Origin of the sequence: Phenylobacterium sp. (assembly GCF_030645195.1) — a bacterium.
In the GTDB taxonomy this organism is placed as follows: Bacteria; Pseudomonadota; Alphaproteobacteria; order Caulobacterales; family Caulobacteraceae; genus Phenylobacterium.
In genome coordinates, this window is record NZ_JAUSLW010000007.1 from 1 (window position 1) to 16,556 (window position 16,556).

Below are 16,556 nucleotides of genomic sequence, written 5' to 3' on the forward strand. Positions count from 1 at the left end.
CGGTTGACAACATGTCGGCGGTCACGGATGGATCAAGTGACTAATTGAGGAACTAAACCTGATGTCCGACATCCTCGAGCGCGTGCGTAAGATCGTCATCGAACACCTCGACGCCGATCCGGAGAAGGTCACCGAGAAGGCGAGCTTCATCGACGATCTGGGCGCCGACAGCCTCGACAACGTCGAACTGGTGATGGCCTTCGAAGAAGAATTCGATATCGAGATCCCCGACGACGCGGCGGAGCACATCCAGACCGTCGGCGACGCGGTGAAGTTCATCGGAGAGCGTCTGGGCGCCTAAGGCCCAGAGTTCGTTCAAGATTTGACCGCCGCGACGCTCACATGAGCCGCGGCGGTCTGCGTTTTGGAGCTCCACCATGCGTCGAGTTGTGGTCACCGGCATCGGTCTTCTGACCCCCCTGGGCCAGGGAACCGAACTGAGCTGGCAGGCCCTGCTTGCGGGCAAGTCCGGCGCGGGTCGGGTCACGACCTTCGATCCGACCGACTATGGCTGTCAGGTGGCCTTCGAGGTCCCGCGCGTCGATGGGCGCGGCGGCGGCGGGCCCGACGTCCCGGGCTCCTTCGACCCCGACCAGACCATGAGCCCGCGCGACCAGCGCCGGGTGGACGACTTCATCCTCTACGCCATGGCCGCGGCCGACGAGGCGGTGAAGGATTCGGGCTGGGTCCCGGAGACCGACGAGGACAAGGAACGCACCGGGGTCATCATCGGCTCGGGGATCGGCGGCCTGGCCACCATCGAGAAGAACGCCGTGGAGCTGCACCTGAAGGGGCCGCGCCGCATCGGGCCGTTCTTCATTCCGTCGGCGCTGATCAACCTGGCCTCGGGCCAGGTCTCCATCCGCTACGGATTCAAGGGCCCCAACCACTCGGTGGTCACGGCCTGCGCCACCGGGGCCCACGCCATCGGCGACGGCGCCCGGCTGATCAAGTACGGCGACGCCGACATCATGATCGCCGGCGGGGCCGAGGCGGCCATCTGCCCGGTGGGCATGGCCGGCTTCATCGCCGCGCGCGCCATGTCGACCAACTTCAACGATGAGCCCACCAAGGCCAGCCGTCCCTATGACAAGGACCGCGACGGCTTCGTCATGGGCGAGGGCGCCGGCATCCTGGTGCTGGAGGAATACGAGCACGCCAAGGCGCGCGGCGCGAAGATCTACGCCGAGGTCGTGGGCTACGGCCTGGCGGGCGACGCCTACCACATCACCTCCCCGGCCGAGGACGGCGACGGCGGCTTCCGGGCCATGAAGGCGGCCCTCAAGGACGCCGGCGTCACGCCGGGCGACATCGACTATGTGAACGCCCACGGCACCTCGACCCCGATGGGCGACGAGATCGAGCTTGGCGCGGTCACCCGGCTGATGGGCGATCACGCCAAGGACATCTCCATGTCGTCGACCAAGTCGGCCACCGGCCACCTGCTGGGCGCGGCCGGGGCCATCGAGGCGGCCTTCTCCTGCCTGGCCATCCGCGACCAGATCGCCCCCCCGACCCTCAACCTGGACAACCCCTCGGTGGATACGGTGATCGACCTGATCCCCCACAAGGCGAAACCGATGGCGATCACCTACGCCCTGTCCAACAGCTTCGGCTTCGGCGGCACCAACGCCTCGGTCGTGTTCAAGAAGGTCACGTGAGCCAGAGGCCGCGATCCCCCAAACGGAACGGCGGCATCACCCCCTTGCGCAGGCTGGTCATCATGCTGCTGAGCGCCGCCGCCACCCTGGCGGTGGCCGCCATGCTGGTGGCGGTCTGGGTGGTCTGGTCCTTCCAGGGACCGGGGCCCGCGGCCAAGGCCGGCGACGCCACCACGGTGATGCTGCGGCACGGCGCGAGCCTGCCCGAGATCGCCTCGACGCTTTCCCATGAGGGCGTCATCCGCTCGGCCCCGGTCTTCGTGGCCGCCGCCCAGATCACCGGGGCGGCGCGGGCCCTGAAGGCCGGCGAATACGAGTTCGCCAGCCGCGCCTCCATGGCCAGCGTGCTGGCCGACATCCGCGACGGCAAGATCGTCCGCCACCAGATCACCATCCCCGAGGGCCGCACCAGCGCCATGGTGGTGGCCGCGCTGACCGCCAAGACCGACCTGACCGGGGTGGCCGCCGCCCCGCCGGAGGGCTCGATCCTGCCCGAGACCTATCAGTACGAGCGGGGCGAGGACCGCTCGGCGGTGCTGCGCCGGATGATGGACGCCCGCGACGAGCTGCTGACCAGCCTGTGGGCCAAGCGCCAGCCGGGCCTGCCCTTCACCACCCCCGAGGAGGCCGTGACGCTGGCCTCCATCGTGGAGAAGGAGACCGGCAAGGCGAGCGAGAGACCCCGGGTGGCGGCGGTGTTCATCAACCGCCTGCGCCAGGGCATCCGCCTGCAGAGCGACCCCACCATCATCTACGGCCTGACCCAGGGCGAGCCGCTCGGGCGCGGCATCCGCGCCTCGGAGCTGGCGGCGGCCACCCCCTACAACACCTACGCCATCAACGGCCTGCCGCCGACGCCGATCGCCAATCCGGGCCGGGCGGCGATCGCCGCGGTGCTGGACCCGCCCAAGACCGACGAGCTCTATTTCGTGGCCGACGGGACCGGGGGGCACGTCTTCGCCTCCACCCTGGAGGAGCACAACGCTAATGTCGCCAAATGGCGCGCCATCGAGCGTAACCGTGGGGCGGCCACCAGCAACGAGACCCTGGCCGGGGCGCCCGTGGACGCGCCCGGCGTGACGGTGGAGCCGTGAGCCTTCGCCCCCGGGTTCCTTCTCCCCTTGCGGGAGAAGGTGGCCCTGCGGAGCAGGGTCGGATGAGGGGTCGATGTCCCTATCCTGCAAACCCACTGCGTCATCCCGGCCGCAGCGAAGCGGAGAGCCGGGACCCAGGGGCCGGCGCAGTGTGGTCGCCCCTGGGTCCCGGCTCTGCGGCCCTGACGGGCCTTGGCCGGGATGACGTGGTTGTTTGGTCTGAGAGGTCAGTGCGACCCCTCATCCGACCGGTCTCCGACCGGCGACCTTCTCCCGCAAGGGGAGAAGGACTCCGGTTCGGAGGCCTCTGATGCCCCTCTCCGGCATGACGGGATTTGGCCGGGCCGAGGGCGCCAGCGGCGACTGGAGCTGGTCGGTGGAGGCGCGCTCGGTGAACGGGCGCAACCTGGAGATCCGCTATCGCGGGGTCCCCGGGTTCGAGGCCCTGGACCGGACGGCGCGCGACGCCGCCCAGGCGCGGTTCCAGCGGGGCAATGTCACCATCGCGATCACCGGCAAGCGCAGCGACGCGGCCGGCAAGGTCACCATCAACCTGGAGCAGCTGGAGCGCTATCTGGCGGCGGGCGCGCCCTATGTCGCCGAGGGGCGGGCGGCGACGCCCAGCCTGGACGGGCTGCTGGCCCTGCGCGGCGTGATCGAGGCCGGCGAGGCGGTGGACGATCCCGAAACGCTCGCGCAGGTGGAGGCCGCCATGGCCGCCAGCCTGAACGCCGCCCTGGACGCCCTGTTGGCCAACCGGCGGGAGGAAGGCGCGTCCCTGGCGCTCGTCCTGGCCGGGCAGATCGACCGCATCGCCGGCCTGGTGATCCAGGCCGAGACCGAGGCCGCGGGCCAGACGGCGGCGATCAAGGAGCGCTTCGAGCGGCGGATGAACGAGCTGGCGCCCGACGCACCCGGCGTGGCCGAGCGCATCGTGGTGGAGGCCGCGGCCCTGGCGGTGAAGGCCGACGTCCGCGAGGAGCTGGACCGGTTGGCCGGCCATGTGGAGGCCGCCCGGACCCTGATGGCCGGCGAGGGCCCGGCCGGGCGGCGGCTGGACTTCCTGACCCAGGAATTCATGCGCGAGGCCAACACCCTGTGCTCGAAATCGGCCCTGCCGGGCCTGACCACGGTGGGGCTGGACCTGAAGGCCACCATCGAGCAGTTCCGCGAGCAGGTGCAGAATGTGGAATGAATTTTCCCTCCCCTTCATGGGGAGGGTGGACGAGGCGCAGCCTCGGACGGATGGGGAATTCCCGCCAGACTCCCCCACCCCGGTCGCTACGCAATCTGTCCCTCCCCATGAAGGGGAGGGAGGGCGACCATGACCGACGACCATTCGAAGCCCTGGGAAACCACCCGGCGCGGCCTGCTGCTGCTGGTCTCCAGCCCGGCCGGCGCGGGCAAGACCTCGCTGTCGCGGCGGCTGGTGTCGGACAACAGCGACCTGACGCTGTCGATCTCGGCCACCACCCGCGACCCGCGTCCGGGCGAGGAGGAGGGGCGCGAGTACTTCTTCGTCGACCGCCCGGGGTTCGAGGCGATGATCGCGCAGGGCCACTTCCTGGAATGGGCCGAGGTGAACGGCAATCTCTACGGCACGCCCAAGGCCGCGGTGATGGCCGCCCTGGACGCCGGCAAGGACGTGCTGTTCGACATCGACTGGCAAGGCGCGGGGCAGATCGCGACGGCCGCGCCCGCCGACAGCGTGCGGGTGTTCATCCTGCCGCCATCGTGGGAGGACCTGTCGCGGCGGCTGCACGCGCGGGCCCAGGACTCAGAGGCGGTGATCGCCAGCCGCCTGGCGCTGGGCAAGGACGAGATCGCCCACTGGGGCGCCTATGACTATGTGATCGTGAACAAGAACTTCGACCGCGCCTATGCGGACCTGAGCCACATCTACCGGGCCGAGCGGCTGAAGCCGGGGCGGAACACGTGGTTGCCGGGGTTCGTGGAGGGGTTGCTGGCGGAGGGGTAGGGGCGGTCTCTCATTGTTGGCGCCTGAACCGGTATCCACCGTCACGCTCTACCTTCGGCCTTGCTGATCAAGCCTCAGGAGGCGGGCCGAGAGTTCCTCAAAGTCTCCGGCGCGGGCCGGCATGTGTTGAAGCCTGGCGCGCATCACGTCGAGTTTGATGATGGCGCCTCGGGCGGCCGCAACGAGCCAACTGATATCCTTTGGTCGCCAGGCGCAGAGCTTCGCCAATGCGATGTCCTCGGGCTCGGGAACAATGGCCGTAATTCCAGGCGCCTCGGGAGTCCGATACTCCATCGCGCGGTCCAGCCAATCGGTCGGTAGTATCGCTGTCTCCGCGCCGACGCCGTCGCAGTAGTAGCCAAATGTGTTGTCGAAGTTGGACCCCTGACCAAGAGAACCGTCCAGCTCTTCCGAAACGCCATCCACGTCTTCGACATCATAGGCGAAGAGATCGACTTCCCGTGTCATCGCCATCTCAACCGGGACAACGCGGCGCCAGGCGATAACCGCTGCGGAACCGATGAGAACGAACCGGGTCTGACCCGTGACCTCTCCCGCGGCGCGCAGGATATGGTTCACGTTCTGGATCAGCATCATGGGGTCGGAGCTCGCCAGGCTCGGTTCAGTTCGTCCCGGGGCACCACGACAAAGACGGGGGCGGTGTCGCGCAGGTTGGCGCCCCGATCACTGTCTTCGAGGAGCTGGCGCGCAACTTCCTCGGCCGACAAGGTCAGGGTGCGCTTCCACGTCGCGTAGGCGGTCGCCTGTTGAGGATCGGAGCGGGCGAAACGCTCCAAGAACGCGTCCCCAGCCCTCAGCAGGCTTGGTTGATCCACGATCCGCTTGGCCACCTCCACCATGCGAAGATAGGACCGCCGCTCATGGCGATCGTAGAAGTCATGCTTGAGGCGCAAGGATTCAACGAATTGCTCACCTCTGGTCATCATGTCCTCGGCGCCGCTGCGACATTCTGAGCATGTGATCGCACAATCTCCTTCTGCAAGCCTAACCAATTGGCTCGCCCGGCGCGCAAGGGATTCCATCCGCGCCGACCGGCGCCGCGGCGCGCACGCATCCGGGTTCGCGTGCGTCGCGTGGAGATGCAGTTCAAATGTTCCGTAAATGTTCTTGCATTTTGCGCGCGTTTTGGTAGTTTGAAAATTATCGGTCAGGGCTGCGCGCGGCGCGTCCCTGGGACCGTGATCCCTTATAATTTCAGGATATTCCCATGAGCCGGAAGCGGGTCTGGGGCGAGGTCGCCCTGGTGGTGGAAGAGGTGTGTCTGCGGCTGGAGGCGGGCGATCCGCTGGCGGTGGTGTGCCGGGACGAGGAGATGCCGCACGAGAGCACGCTGCGGGCCTGGCTGAGGCGGTTTCCGGACCTGAAGGCGAAGGTGGACGCGGCGCGGGCCACGGGGTTAGCGGTGCAGGCGGCGCGGCCGCTGGTGGGGCGGGTGCGGCCGGTGGTGTTCGACGAGGCCCTGGCGCGGGCGGTGTGCGAACGGCTGGCGGCGGGGTCGCAGGGGCTGGAGGCGGTGTGCGCGGCCCCCGACCTGCCGTCCTCGGCGACGGTCTATCGCTGGCTGGCCGACTATCCCGAGTTCGCCGACCAGTACGGGGAGGCGCGCCGCATCCAGGCGCATCGGATGTTCGACGAGGCCCGCGCCATCGCCAAGGCGGCCACGGCCAAGTCGGTGGCGGTGGCGAAGCTGCGGATCGACACCCTGAAATGGCAGGCGGCCAAGCTGGCGCCGCGGGTCTATGGGGCGCGGGTCGAGCGGGACCTGGAGCCGGAGGCACCGGTGATCAATGTGCAGGTCCGCGACTTCTGCCTGGAGGATGAGGTGGAGACGCTGCGGGCGATGGTCACGGCGGCGGGGATGAGCCTGCCGGAGGTGTCGGCGCTGAACCCGATCCCGGCGCGGTTGCCGGGGATGAGGCGGCGGGAGGCGGCGAAGGCGGTGGAATAGGCGCTAGATCCTCCTCTCCCCCTTCTTCTGGGGGGAGAGGTCGGGTGAGGGGGGCGGTCCGGCCAGGTGGTGAGTTGCGGGACGATCCCCTCACCCAACCTCTCCCCTTGAAAGGGGAGAGGAGATGAGTCTGCGACCTTGCCTACCCCGCCCCGTGCCCGTGTCGGTGGTGCAGGTCCGGATAGTGAGCGTGGGTGTGGGTCAGGGGGGCGTGGCGGTGGGGGTGGCTGTGGGGTTCGCCGGGCGGGTCGTTCGGGCCGTGTTCGTGCTGGTGGTGGGCGTCGTGGACGTGGCGGTGCTCGTGGGCCATGGCCTGGTGGGTGTGGGGGTGCTCGTGGGCCTCCATCAGGTGCAGGGCCACGCCGATCAGCATCAGGGCTGAGGCGGCGATGAGCTGGGCGGTGACCGGCTCGCCGAACATGCCGATGGCCAGGACCGCTCCGATGAAGGGGGCGGTGGAGAAGTAGGCGCCGGTGCGCGCCGCGCCGAGGTGGCGCAGGGCGAGCACGAACATGACGAGGCTGACGCCGTAGCCCAGCAGGCCCACCAGGCCGGCGCCCAGGGTCTCCGTCAGGGGCGGCAGGCGGGCGCCGAGGGCCAGGGCCAGGGCGAGGTTCACGGCGCCGGCGGCCAGGCCCTTGATGAGGGCGATCTGCACGGGATCGGCGGCGCTGAGCTTGCGGGTCAGGTTGTTGTCGATCCCCCAGGCCAGGCAGGCGCCGGCGATGGCCACCGCGCCGAGGCCGAGGCCCGCGGGACCGCCTTGCCACGACAGGATCACGGCGCCGGCCAGGATGGCGGCGGCGCCCAGCAGCAGGCGGCGGTCGACGTTCTCGCGGAAGACGAGCCAGGCGATGGCCATGGTGGCCAGGCCCTCGAGGTTGAGCAGCAGGGCGGCGCTGGAGGCCGCGGTGGTCGCCAGGCCCACCATCAGCAGGACCGGGCCGACGACCCCGCCGCTCAGCACCACCAGGGCAAGCCAGGGCAGGTCGGCGCGGCGCAGGGGCGCCTCGGCGGCCGGGACCCCCAGGGCGCCTCTAGCCAGGTGGACGGCGGCGAGGCCCAGGCCCGAGCCCAGATAGAGCAGGCCGGCCAGCAGCCAGGGGCTGACCCCGCCCCCCAGCAGCAGCTTGGCGAAGGGGGTGCTGGCGCCGAACAGGACGGCCGAGGCGATGGCGAGCAGGACGCCGGGACGGTTGCGGATCATGGGGGGAGCTTAGGGGGATGGGCGGCTGGGGGCGAGCCCTGCAGATCCTCCCCCAGGCGCGCAGCGCCGATGTGGGGGAGGTGGCGCGGACCGCAGGTCCGTGCCGGAGGGGGATCAACGTCGTTGACCCTTACCGCCCCAAAACAAGAGTCAAAGTCCCCCTCAGTCAGCTTTGCTGACAGCTCCCCCAGAGGGGGAGCATCTTGGGGGCGCGGCCTACAGCGCCGCCTGGACGCCCCAGGCCGCGGCGCCGGCGGCGAGGGCCAGGGCGGAGGCCAGGGTGAAGCGCAGGGCGAAGGGGCGGCTGCCGAACAGGTGGGCGAAGACGACGCGCTGGACGGCGTTGGCGGCGAAGGCGGCCAGGATGGCGCCCGCGGCGAAGTCGAGGCTGACGCCGCGGGCCACCGAGCGGGCGGTCGACAGCGTGATGGCGTCGACGTCCACCAGGCCCGAGACCACGGCGAACAGGTAGCCGCCGGTGACGCCCGCCTCCTTCGTCACCCAGGCGCCGAGGAAGGTGACGACGATCAGCAGCAGGCCGAAACCGAGCACGGCGGTGAGCTCGAAGGGGACGGTGTCGGGCCGGGCCGGGGCGCCGACAGCCGGGCGCAGCAGGGGCAGGAGGCCTGCGGCGGCGAAGACCAGGGCCCCGGCGGCGGCGGGAACGGCCACCAGGGGGATCAGGTCCGGCGCCAGGACGCCAGCCAGGACCGTGGCGCGGGTCAGGGAGACCATGGCCGCCAGGCAGACCCCGGAGCCGAGGCCGCGGGCGTCGTCGGCCTGGCGGCTGAGGCGGGCCATGGCCAGCGTGGTGGCGGTGGAGGAGGCCAGGCCCCCCAGCAGGCCCGCGAGCGGCGGTCCGCGGTCGGGGCCGGCCACCTTCTGGGCGATGTAGCCGCTGTAGGAGACCGCCGCGATGAGGATCATCAGCAGCCAGAGCTCGTAGGGATTGAGCGCGTTCAGCGGGTCGACCGTGCGGTTGGGCAGCAGGGGCAGGACCACCACGGTCATGGCCAGCAACAGCAGGGCCGCGCGCAGCTCGATCCAGCTGAGGCGGGCCACGGCGCGGTGCAGGGTCTCGCGGCTGGCCAGGAGGCCGGCGGTGGCCACCCCGCCGGCGGCGGCGGCGCGGATGTCGCCCATGGCGGCCAGGACGCCGAGGACGAAGACGGTCATGGCCGCCACCACATTGGTGACGCTGAAGTCGGATTCGGCGGTGCTTTCCCGGTAGCTGAAGACGGCGAAGGCGGCGGTGAGGACGGCGAGGCCCGCCACCCAGGGGACGAAGCTTTCCGCGAGGATCGACAGGGCGCCGCAGAGCCCGCCCAGCAGGCCGATGAGGGTGAAGGTGCGCACCCCGGCGGTGCGGGCGCCCTCCGGGGCGTCGCGCCAGCGCCAGCCGCGCTCGATGCCGACGATGAGGCCGATGGCCAGGGCCAGGCCCAGGCGGAGCAGAAGATCGTCTTCGGTGTCCATCGGCGCCAGTCAGGCGGCAAGGACCGCGCGCGGTCAAGGCGGTCGCGATCCTCGGCGCAGAACCTCGCGGGGCCTTGATCTGAATCAGGTCGTGGGGCGTGTTGTGCGGCCAAGCTCCCGCACACCCTGGGTTGAGACCATGACAGCGATGACCAGATCCTTTCCGCGCGCCGCCCTCGCCACCGTCCTGGTCCTTGGCCTGGCGGCGGGAGGCTGCGCCTCGACGCGCGACGGCGCCGCGCCGGAACCCACCCCGCCCGTCGCCACCCAGCGGTCGGGCGCCATGGTGCGGGGCGGGGAGAGCGGGCTGGGGATCACCGGGGCGGTGACGCCGCCGGAAATGAAGGCGGTGGCGGCCGCGCCCTACGCCCTGCCAAGTCCCCCCGACTGCGCGGCCCTGGCCCGCGAGATCCTCCAGCTCGACGATCTGCTGGGCCCCGACGTCGATGTGCTGGCGGCGGCGGAGACCCGGTCCGGGGCCATGGGACGGGCGGCCGACCGGGCGATCGTGGGCGCGGTGCGCGGGGCCATCCCCTATCGCTGGGTGCTGCGCTGGATGACCCAGGCCGGCAAGCTGGACCGCGAGCTGCGGCTGGCGATCCTGGCGGCCACGGCGCGGCGGGGCTATCTGAAGGGCGTGCGGCTGGGCCTGGCCTGCCCGCCGGCCTGACCCGCCGCCCCGGCTGGACCGGAGCGGCGGGCCGAACCTAGGAGGCGAACCTAGTCGACGACGGTCCAGGAGCCGTCGGGCTGTCGGCAGGCGTGGCCGCGGGCCTGCTGGGTGCGGCCCTGGATGTAGACGGTCTGGCTGTAGGTGGTGCAGCGGAAGCCGCCGGCGTCGTTGTAGTACTGGCCGACCTGGAAGGTCCCGCGGTGGTCGTTGCTGGGGTTGCGCCACTGGTAGCGGCTGCCCTGGCGGCCGGAATTGAAGCCGTCGTAATAGGTCCGATAGGCGTAGCTGCGGTCCTCGCAGTCGAGATTTCCGGTGAGGGCCGCCCCCATGGCGCCGCCGACGATGACCCCGGTGACGGTGGTTCCCGTCCGGTTGTCGCCGCCCACGGACTGGCCCAGCAGGCCGCCGATGATGGCGCCGATCAGGACGCCGGCCGGATCGGGCTTGTCGCGGCACTGCTGGTAATAGCTGTCGTCCTGATAGGTGTAGGTGCGGGTGTAGCGCTGGTTCCAGCGCTGGTCGCGGTCGTCCCGGTAGACGGTCTCGGCGATCAGGCCGCTGGAGGTGGCCACCAGGAAGTAGTTGTGGCTGTCGTAACGGTACCAGCGATAGCCGCGGGGCGGGGACCGCAGGCCGAGCTGACGCCAGTCGCGGACGATGTCGTCGTTCTGCCGGTACTGGCTGGGCAGGCGGTCGCCCCGCGACCAGCGGGGGCCGTACTGATAGCCGCCGGGGGTGCGCTGGTACTGGTAGCGGTTCTGCGGATCGTTGCTCCGATTGTAGGGGTCGTAGGGCTGGGCGACGGCGGCGCCGCTCAAGAGGGACAGCGCCAGGGCGGCGCTCAGAACACGGGTCATGGGGGTCTCCTCATCCTGCGAAGGCGTGGGCCTTCATCGTTGCTCCAAAATGCGGCGGACAACTTGGGAAGATCATGCCTCGGGTGGCGCGCGCTAGGATTGATCCTGGTCAAGCTTGGATCAGGGCGCCGGCGGGCGGAGGAAGACCCGGGTCTTGCCCTGGTCCCGCTGCGGTGACAATCCAGGGGCTCGGATTCAAGGAGCTGACATGGCCGAACCCAAGGGCAAGCGGGATTTCCGCGACTCGCCGCGGCTCGATCCCAAGGAGCGCCACCAGGTGGAATACTGGGCCAAGCGCTGGGGGGTGACCCACGACCAGATCATCAGCGCCTACCGCAAGGTCGGCATGATGGTGAAGGACATCGCCGCCGAGCTGGGCAAGAAGCGCTGATGGCCCACCTGATCCGTACCGACGCCCTGATCCCGGCGGCGCCCGAGGCGGTGTGGGCGGTGTTGGCCGATTTCGCGCGGTATCGGGAATGGAACCCGCTGAACCTGGAGGCCCACGGCGAAGCGGTATTGGGGGCCAAGATCCCCATGGTGTTCCGCAACCTGGGCTCGGCCAAGCCCGGCGCCACCATTTCCCAGACCGTGACGCTGGTGGCCTGCGAGCCGGGCAAGGCCCTGGCCTGGGCCGGGTCGGTTCCGCTGTTGTTCAGGGGGCGGCATCACTTCACCCTGTCGCCGGAGGGCGGCGGCACGCGGCTGCTGCACGGCGAGGACCTGAGGGGGCTGATCCCCATGACCTTCTCCAAGGCCCAGATCGCCCGCGACTTCGTCCCCGCCTATGAGGCGGTGAACGCAGCCCTGGCCGCCCGCGTGGCCGCCCTGGGATGATGGGCGTCATGGACCTGGTGGACCTCGCCATCGACGAGGATCCGCGCAGCCCCTGCCTGTGGGTTCCGAGCGAACACTGGGACGATTTCTGCGCGGCCATCCGCCGGACGCCCAATCTGATCGGGGCGGTGATCTATCGCGACAAGACCATCCGCGACGGCGGGCCGGGGACCGACATCGTCACCGGATCGGACCAGAGCGGCGCGCGCCGATGATCACCGACCCTTGGTTCTACGCCCTGGCGGTTCCGGCGGTGATCATCCTGGGCCTGGCCAAGGGCGGGTTCGCCGGGATCGGAGTGATCGCCGTGCCGCTGATGGCGCTGTCGGTCTCGCCGGTGCTGGCGGCCTCGATCACCCTGCCGATCCTGATCGTGCAGGACGTGGTGAGCGTCTGGGCGTTCCGGAAGACCTGGGACCGGAAGATCCTGATCCTGATGCTGCCCAGCGCGGCGGTGGGGATATTCGCGGGCTTCGCCCTGGCGGCCTTCGTCAAGCCCGGGGCGGTGGAGCTGGCGGTGGGGGCGGTCTCGGTGGTCTTCGCCCTGCAGCGTCTGTGGCTGGAGCGGGCGGCCGCGCCGGTGGTCGAGGCCCTGCCCGAGGGCCTGGCCTGGCGCGGCGTGCTGGCGGGGATCGCGGCGGGCTTCACCAGCCAGATCAGCCATGCCGGCGGGCCGCCCTTCCAGATGTACGTCCTGCCCAAGAGGCTGGCGCGCGACGTCTTCATCGGCACCAGCGCCATCTTCTTCGCCGTGGTGAACTGGATGAAGGTCCCGGCCTATCTGGCGCTCGGTCAGTTCACCCACCAGAGCCTGACCACCTCGGTCGCCTTGCTGCCGCTCGCCATCGCCTCGACCTGGGCCGGGGTGTGGCTGGTGCGGCGGGTCCCGGGCGCCGCCTTCTACCGGGTGATCTACCTGCTGCTGATCGGGGTGGGGGGCAAGCTGGCCTGGGATGGCGCGATCTCGCTTTTGGGTTAGGACTGAAACAGTCGAGCCCTCAGCGCGCCGCAATCGCGGGCGAGTTTGAGAGCGAAGGAGCTTCCCCATGACGCCACGATCCTGGACCGCTGGCCTGGCCCTCGCCGCGCTGATGGGGGCGAGCTCGGCGCGGGCGGAGGAGGCGGTGGCCACGGCCTCGGCGACCCCGGCTCCGGTCGCGGAGCTCTCCACGGCGGCCCAGATCGACCAGTTCATCAGGTCGGCGCCCCTGCCCAGCCTTGAGGACGAGGGCGTGGACGGGATCACCTCGGGCGAGAGCAAGCGCCAGGTCCACGGCGAGGTGGGGATCGCGGTCGGCACCGGCGGCTATCGCAGCGTCTACGCCATGAGCCTGATCCCCCTCGGCGAGACCGGAACCCTGGCCATCGCCGTCAGCGAGAGCCGCGACGACCGGTTCGGCGGCTATGGCGGCTATGGGTCGGGCGACCGGCAGTCGATCGGGCTGTCCTATGCCTCCAGCCCAGCCGCGGCCGACCACGGGCCGCTGTGCGCCGAGCGGATGGATCACGGCCCCAACTGGCATGGCCCCCGCAGCCATGGGCCGAGCGGCCTGGACCGCGGCGCGTGCTCCGTCGGCGACGAGCGTATGGCGCCGCGTTAGATCGCCTTCGCCAGGCTCAGGAATTCCTCGACGTCCAGGGTCTCGGCCCGGCGGGAGGGATCGATGCGGGCCTTTTCACAGAGGCTCTCGCCCCCCAGCTGCTTGAGGCTGGAGCGGAGCATCTTGCGGCGCTGGCCGAAGGCCGCGGCGGTGATCGTCTGCAGGGCGTCCAACAGGGCCTGGTCTAGGCGCGCGGCGTGGGGGACCAGATGGACCACCGCCGAGGTCACCTTCGGCGGCGGGGTGAAGGCCCGGGGCGAGACCTCCATCACCAGCTTGGCGTCAGCGGTGGCCTGGGCGATGACGGCCAGCCGACCATAGGCGTCGGACCCGGGCGCGGCGACGATCCGCTCGGCCACTTCCTTCTGGAACATCAGGGTGAGAGAGATGGGCTGGAAGCGCCCGGTCAGCCACTTGATGAGCAGGGGCGTGCCGACATTGTAGGGCAGGTTGGAGACGACGGCCGTCGGCCCGCCCGCCGCCAGGGCGGCCTCGTCGGCGGTCAGGGCGTCGTCGAGGTGGACGGTCAGGGCGCCGCCGCTGGCCTGCGCCAGCTCCTCCAGCAGGGGGAGGAAGCGCGGGTCCTTCTCGATGGCGGTGACCTGCGCGCCGGTCTCCAGCAGGGCGCGGGTCAGGCCGCCGGGGCCGGGGCCCACCTCGATGACGTGATCGCCCGCCCCCACCCCGGCCAGGCGGGCGATCTTGCGGGTGATGTTGAGGTCGAAGAGGAAGTGCTGGCCGAAGCTCTTCTTGGCGATCAGGCCGTGCCCGTCGAGGGTGTCGCGCAGGGGCGGGAGGTCGTCGAGGGTCATGGCCCTGCCTATCAGCCCGCGCGGCGGGTGGCGATCTCGTCGGCCATGCGGATGGCGGCCACCAGGCTGTCGGCGCGGGCCAGGCCGCGTCCGGCGATGTCGAAGGCGGTGCCGTGATCGGGCGAGGTGCGCACGATCGGCAGGCCCAGGGTCACATTAACGCCGCCCCAGAAGTCGAGCATCTTCACGGGGATAAGCGCCTGATCATGATACATGCAGAGCGCGGCGTCGTAGCGGGCGCGCATCTCCTCGGGGAACAGGCTGTCGGCCGGGGTCGGTCCCGTGGCGTCGACACCCAGGTCGCGCAGGGAGCGGATGGCGGGCAGGATGATGTCGTTTTCCTCGCGCCCAATGGCCCCGCTCTCGCCAGCGTGGGGGTTGAGGGCGGCCACGGCCAGGCGGGGGATCTCGATCCCGAAGTCGCGGCGCAGGGCCTGGGCGGTGACCAGGCCGGCATTGACCACCTTCTCGATGCTCAGGGCCGCGGCGACCTTGGCGATGGGCTCGTGGACGGTGACCAGGGTGGTGCGCAGGCCGGGGACGGCCAGCATCATGATCGGCCCCCGGGCGCCGTCATAGCGGGTGGACTGGGTCAGCTCGCCCAGGAACTCGGTATGGCCCGGGAAGGCGAACCCGGCCTCGTAGAGGGGCGCCTTGGCGATGGGAGCGGTGACCAGGCCGCAGACCTGGCCGGAGAGGGCCAGGCCCACCCCGGTCTCGATCCACTGGATCACCGACTTGGCCGCCGCCGCCGTGGGCTGGCCCGAAACCACCGGCGCGCGCAGGGGGATGTCGAGGACGGGGATGGCGTCGGGGAAGACCCGGGCGGCGTCGTCGGGCGAAATGACCCGGCGGACGATGGAGGCGCCGGACCCCGACGCCGAGGCCAGGGACTGGCTGTCGCCGACCACAAGGAAGGCCGGCCCCGACTGGCGCAGCTGCGCCCAAGCCTTGACGATGATCTCCGGTCCGATGCCGGCGGGGTCGCCGAGCGTCAGGGCGAGTGGGCCTGTCTTCACTTGGTCTCGATGGTCGCCGAGTTCCTAAGGTCACGCATATAACGCCGGGCGATCATGCTGAGTTGCTGACCGAACAGACGGTTTTCGATCTGCTCCCGGGTCTGGCCCTCGCCGCCGCTGGCGCGCTTGGCGCAGACCGCCAGCAGGTGAAGGCCGGCGCTGGTGCGGATCGGCTGCGAGAGCTGTCCGGCCTCGAGGCTCTCGGCGGCCTCGCGGAAGGCGGGCGCCAGGTCCTTGATCTCGGCCTCGCCCAGGTCGCCGGCGATGATGCCGGGCGTCTTGGCGGCCTGGGCCTCCAGATCGCCGCAGCCGGTCACCTGGGCGCGCAGGGCCACCAGCTTGGCGTTGGCGGCTTCCACGGCGCTCTGGTCGGCGGTCTGGGGCAGCCCAACGGCGGCCTGCTTGAGGCTGACCATCATACCGCCGGCGCCGGCGCGCTTGTCGCGCAGGTAGATGATGTAGACCCCGTCCTTGACCTGGATCGGGCGCGACAGCTGGCCGGGGCGCATCTGCTCCAGGGCCGCGTCGATCTCGGGGGCCATCTCGCCGGCGGTGATCCAGCCGGCGTCGCCCCCGGCCGCGGCGGTGGCGGCGGCGGAGAACTGGCGGGCCACGGCGGGGAAGGGCGCGCCCTGCTGCATCTGGGTGATGAGCTGGCCGGCGCCGGTCATGGCGGTGTCCATGCCGCCGACGCGGTTGGCGTCGATGAAGACTTCGCTGATCTGGTACTGGGGCTTGGAGGCGGCGGCGGCCAGGCGCTGCTGCACGGCCTTGACCTGATCGTCGCCGATGCGCAGCCGCGAGCCGTAGCGGCCGCGGATCCAGCGCTGCCAGCTGGTGTTGGCGCGGACCTCCTGGCGAAGGGTCTCCTCGCCGATGCCCTGGGCCTTGAGGTTCCCGAGGAACTGCTCAAGGGACATGTTGTTGCCCTTGGCCATCTCGGCCAGCTCCTCGGTGACCTCGTCGTCGGTGGCGACGATGTCCATCTTCTGCTCGCGCTCGACGCGGCGCAGCTCCTGGAGCTGCAGGCTCTCGTCCACCAGACCGATCAGGGCCTCGCGCTGGAACTGGGGCAGGTTCTGCGCCGTCGGCTGCACACCGGAGGTGGCGATCAACAGACGCATGCGCTGGGCCAGGTCGTAGGTCGAGATGATGTCGTCATTGACCACGGCGGCGACGGACTCGTTGATCCCGGCCGGCGGGGTCGGGGCGACGGGAGCAGCGACCGCTGGCGGCGCCTCCTGGGCCCAGAGGACCGAAGGGATCGCCGTCGTGGCCAGGGCGATCGCCATGGCGGCGCCGCGCGCCGAAAGGCCCGTGACATTACGCGCACGCATCATGGGTGGGGAGTTTCCTTGGAGCGGATGGCCAT

At 70.5% G+C, this 16,556-nt stretch carries 20 protein-coding genes; 12 read left to right on the forward strand and 8 right to left on the reverse strand.

Translation table 11 applies throughout. The features are described from left to right. Positions 1-61: 61 nt before the first annotated feature. The 5 genes from Q7T09_RS00365 to gmk all read left to right on the forward strand — a co-directional run bounded on the left by Q7T09_RS00365 (position 62) and on the right by gmk (position 4,733). Positions 62-301, forward strand: coding sequence for an acyl carrier protein (locus Q7T09_RS00365; RefSeq protein WP_056019455.1), 240 nt, complete (start codon positions 62-64; stop codon positions 299-301). A 76-nt stretch (positions 302-377) separates the two neighbouring features. Beyond that, the gene (fabF, locus tag Q7T09_RS00370; RefSeq protein ID WP_304696967.1) at positions 378-1,661 is read left to right on the forward strand and encodes a beta-ketoacyl-ACP synthase II; all 1,284 of its coding nucleotides are present in this window, start codon (positions 378-380) and stop codon (positions 1,659-1,661) included. 62 nt (positions 1,662-1,723) lie between these two features. Continuing rightward, on the forward strand, positions 1,724-2,755 hold the full coding sequence (gene mltG / locus Q7T09_RS00375) for an endolytic transglycosylase MltG (RefSeq protein ID WP_370689180.1): 1,032 nt from the start codon (positions 1,724-1,726) through the stop codon (positions 2,753-2,755). 310 nt (positions 2,756-3,065) lie between these two features. Beyond that, positions 3,066-3,950: a YicC/YloC family endoribonuclease gene (locus tag Q7T09_RS00385; RefSeq protein ID WP_304696969.1), complete on the forward strand. Its 885-nt coding sequence runs from the start codon at positions 3,066-3,068 to the stop codon at positions 3,948-3,950. Between the two features lie 129 nt (positions 3,951-4,079). After that, positions 4,080-4,733, forward strand: coding sequence for a guanylate kinase (gene gmk / locus Q7T09_RS00390; RefSeq protein WP_304696970.1), 654 nt, complete (start codon positions 4,080-4,082; stop codon positions 4,731-4,733). 48 nt (positions 4,734-4,781) lie between these two features. Here the strand turns inward: gmk and Q7T09_RS00395 are convergent, their stop codons facing one another. Together Q7T09_RS00395 and Q7T09_RS00400 are read right to left on the reverse strand one after the other, a co-directional pair. After that, positions 4,782-5,330: a DUF6036 family nucleotidyltransferase gene (locus Q7T09_RS00395; protein ID WP_304696971.1), complete on the reverse strand. Its 549-nt coding sequence runs from the start codon at positions 5,328-5,330 to the stop codon at positions 4,782-4,784. Continuing rightward, positions 5,327-5,680, reverse strand: coding sequence for a hypothetical protein (locus tag Q7T09_RS00400; RefSeq protein ID WP_304696972.1), 354 nt, complete (start codon positions 5,678-5,680; stop codon positions 5,327-5,329). Before Q7T09_RS00400 ends, Q7T09_RS00395 begins: the two co-directional genes overlap by 4 nt. Positions 5,681-5,961: 281 nt before the next feature. Between Q7T09_RS00400 and Q7T09_RS00405 the strand changes: the two genes are divergently transcribed. After that, complete coding sequence (locus tag Q7T09_RS00405) at positions 5,962-6,702, forward strand: hypothetical protein (protein WP_304696973.1); 741 nt, start codon at positions 5,962-5,964, stop codon at positions 6,700-6,702. A gap of 142 nt (positions 6,703-6,844) precedes the next feature. Here Q7T09_RS00405 and Q7T09_RS00410 read toward each other — a convergent pair whose 3' ends face one another. Continuing rightward, on the reverse strand, positions 6,845-7,909 hold the full coding sequence (locus Q7T09_RS00410) for a DMT family transporter (protein WP_304696974.1): 1,065 nt from the start codon (positions 7,907-7,909) through the stop codon (positions 6,845-6,847). A 216-nt stretch (positions 7,910-8,125) separates the two neighbouring features. Beyond that, positions 8,126-9,385 carry a DUF4010 domain-containing protein gene (locus tag Q7T09_RS00415; RefSeq protein ID WP_304696975.1) on the reverse strand — a complete coding sequence of 420 codons (1,260 nt, stop codon included), beginning with the start codon at positions 9,383-9,385 and terminating at the stop codon, positions 8,126-8,128. 148 nt (positions 9,386-9,533) lie between these two features. Here Q7T09_RS00415 and Q7T09_RS00420 point away from each other — a divergent pair, with 148 nt between their 5' ends. Further along, entirely contained in the window at positions 9,534-10,055 is a 522-nt protein-coding gene (locus tag Q7T09_RS00420) for a hypothetical protein (RefSeq protein ID WP_304696976.1), read from the forward strand. Between the two features lie 50 nt (positions 10,056-10,105). Here Q7T09_RS00420 and Q7T09_RS00425 read toward each other — a convergent pair whose 3' ends face one another. Then, on the reverse strand, positions 10,106-10,915 hold the full coding sequence (locus tag Q7T09_RS00425) for an RcnB family protein (protein ID WP_304696977.1): 810 nt from the start codon (positions 10,913-10,915) through the stop codon (positions 10,106-10,108). Positions 10,916-11,123: 208 nt separating this feature from the next. Between Q7T09_RS00425 and Q7T09_RS00430 the strand changes: the two genes are divergently transcribed. The 5 genes from Q7T09_RS00430 (at position 11,124) to Q7T09_RS00450 (ending at position 13,353) form a co-directional block, all read left to right on the forward strand. Next, on the forward strand, positions 11,124-11,306 hold the full coding sequence (locus tag Q7T09_RS00430) for a DUF3606 domain-containing protein (protein WP_304696978.1): 183 nt from the start codon (positions 11,124-11,126) through the stop codon (positions 11,304-11,306). Beyond that, the gene (locus Q7T09_RS00435; protein WP_304696979.1) at positions 11,306-11,752 is read left to right on the forward strand and encodes an SRPBCC domain-containing protein; all 447 of its coding nucleotides are present in this window, start codon (positions 11,306-11,308) and stop codon (positions 11,750-11,752) included. The genes Q7T09_RS00430 and Q7T09_RS00435 overlap by 1 nt, the downstream gene beginning before the upstream one ends. 8 nt (positions 11,753-11,760) lie before the next feature. After that, a complete protein-coding gene (locus tag Q7T09_RS00440; protein WP_304696980.1) occupies positions 11,761-11,967 on the forward strand; it encodes a hypothetical protein in 207 nt (68 codons plus the stop codon). After that, positions 11,964-12,731, forward strand: coding sequence for a sulfite exporter TauE/SafE family protein (locus Q7T09_RS00445; protein ID WP_304696981.1), 768 nt, complete (start codon positions 11,964-11,966; stop codon positions 12,729-12,731). The genes Q7T09_RS00440 and Q7T09_RS00445 overlap by 4 nt, the downstream gene beginning before the upstream one ends. Positions 12,732-12,798: 67 nt before the next feature. Next, on the forward strand, positions 12,799-13,353 hold the full coding sequence (locus tag Q7T09_RS00450) for a hypothetical protein (protein WP_304696982.1): 555 nt from the start codon (positions 12,799-12,801) through the stop codon (positions 13,351-13,353). Here the strand turns inward: Q7T09_RS00450 and rsmA are convergent. Genes rsmA through Q7T09_RS00465 form a run of 3 tightly spaced genes read right to left on the reverse strand, consistent with a single transcriptional unit; the run spans position 13,350 to position 16,524 of the window. Next, positions 13,350-14,165: a 16S rRNA (adenine(1518)-N(6)/adenine(1519)-N(6))-dimethyltransferase RsmA gene (gene rsmA, locus Q7T09_RS00455; RefSeq protein ID WP_304696983.1), complete on the reverse strand. Its 816-nt coding sequence runs from the start codon at positions 14,163-14,165 to the stop codon at positions 13,350-13,352. The two genes, Q7T09_RS00450 and rsmA, sit on opposite strands and share 4 nt — an antisense overlap. 11 nt (positions 14,166-14,176) lie before the next feature. Next, positions 14,177-15,184 (reverse strand): 4-hydroxythreonine-4-phosphate dehydrogenase PdxA, encoded by a 1,008-nt coding sequence (pdxA, locus tag Q7T09_RS00460; protein ID WP_304696984.1) that lies wholly within the window; start codon positions 15,182-15,184, stop codon positions 14,177-14,179. Further along, positions 15,181-16,524: a peptidylprolyl isomerase gene (locus tag Q7T09_RS00465; protein ID WP_304696985.1), complete on the reverse strand. Its 1,344-nt coding sequence runs from the start codon at positions 16,522-16,524 to the stop codon at positions 15,181-15,183. Before Q7T09_RS00465 ends, pdxA begins: the two co-directional genes overlap by 4 nt. Positions 16,525-16,556 lie beyond the last annotated feature (32 nt).

Coding starts and splice junctions, on each gene's coding strand:
- Q7T09_RS00365 (WP_056019455.1), top strand. CDS start 62: ATGTCCGACATCCTCGAGCGCGTGCGTAAGATCGTCATCGAACACCTC.
- fabF (WP_304696967.1), top strand. CDS start 378: ATGCGTCGAGTTGTGGTCACCGGCATCGGTCTTCTGACCCCCCTGGGC.
- mltG (WP_370689180.1), top strand. CDS start 1,724: ATGCTGCTGAGCGCCGCCGCCACCCTGGCGGTGGCCGCCATGCTGGTG.
- Q7T09_RS00385 (WP_304696969.1), top strand. CDS start 3,066: ATGCCCCTCTCCGGCATGACGGGATTTGGCCGGGCCGAGGGCGCCAGC.
- gmk (WP_304696970.1), top strand. CDS start 4,080: ATGACCGACGACCATTCGAAGCCCTGGGAAACCACCCGGCGCGGCCTG.
- Q7T09_RS00395 (WP_304696971.1), bottom strand. CDS start 5,330: ATGATGCTGATCCAGAACGTGAACCATATCCTGCGCGCCGCGGGAGAG.
- Q7T09_RS00400 (WP_304696972.1), bottom strand. CDS start 5,680: ATGATGACCAGAGGTGAGCAATTCGTTGAATCCTTGCGCCTCAAGCAT.
- Q7T09_RS00405 (WP_304696973.1), top strand. CDS start 5,962: ATGAGCCGGAAGCGGGTCTGGGGCGAGGTCGCCCTGGTGGTGGAAGAG.
- Q7T09_RS00410 (WP_304696974.1), bottom strand. CDS start 7,909: ATGATCCGCAACCGTCCCGGCGTCCTGCTCGCCATCGCCTCGGCCGTC.
- Q7T09_RS00415 (WP_304696975.1), bottom strand. CDS start 9,385: ATGGACACCGAAGACGATCTTCTGCTCCGCCTGGGCCTGGCCCTGGCC.
- Q7T09_RS00420 (WP_304696976.1), top strand. CDS start 9,534: ATGACCAGATCCTTTCCGCGCGCCGCCCTCGCCACCGTCCTGGTCCTT.
- Q7T09_RS00425 (WP_304696977.1), bottom strand. CDS start 10,915: ATGACCCGTGTTCTGAGCGCCGCCCTGGCGCTGTCCCTCTTGAGCGGC.
- Q7T09_RS00430 (WP_304696978.1), top strand. CDS start 11,124: ATGGCCGAACCCAAGGGCAAGCGGGATTTCCGCGACTCGCCGCGGCTC.
- Q7T09_RS00435 (WP_304696979.1), top strand. CDS start 11,306: ATGGCCCACCTGATCCGTACCGACGCCCTGATCCCGGCGGCGCCCGAG.
- Q7T09_RS00440 (WP_304696980.1), top strand. CDS start 11,761: ATGGACCTGGTGGACCTCGCCATCGACGAGGATCCGCGCAGCCCCTGC.
- Q7T09_RS00445 (WP_304696981.1), top strand. CDS start 11,964: ATGATCACCGACCCTTGGTTCTACGCCCTGGCGGTTCCGGCGGTGATC.
- Q7T09_RS00450 (WP_304696982.1), top strand. CDS start 12,799: ATGACGCCACGATCCTGGACCGCTGGCCTGGCCCTCGCCGCGCTGATG.
- rsmA (WP_304696983.1), bottom strand. CDS start 14,165: ATGACCCTCGACGACCTCCCGCCCCTGCGCGACACCCTCGACGGGCAC.
- Q7T09_RS00465 (WP_304696985.1), bottom strand. CDS start 16,524: ATGATGCGTGCGCGTAATGTCACGGGCCTTTCGGCGCGCGGCGCCGCC.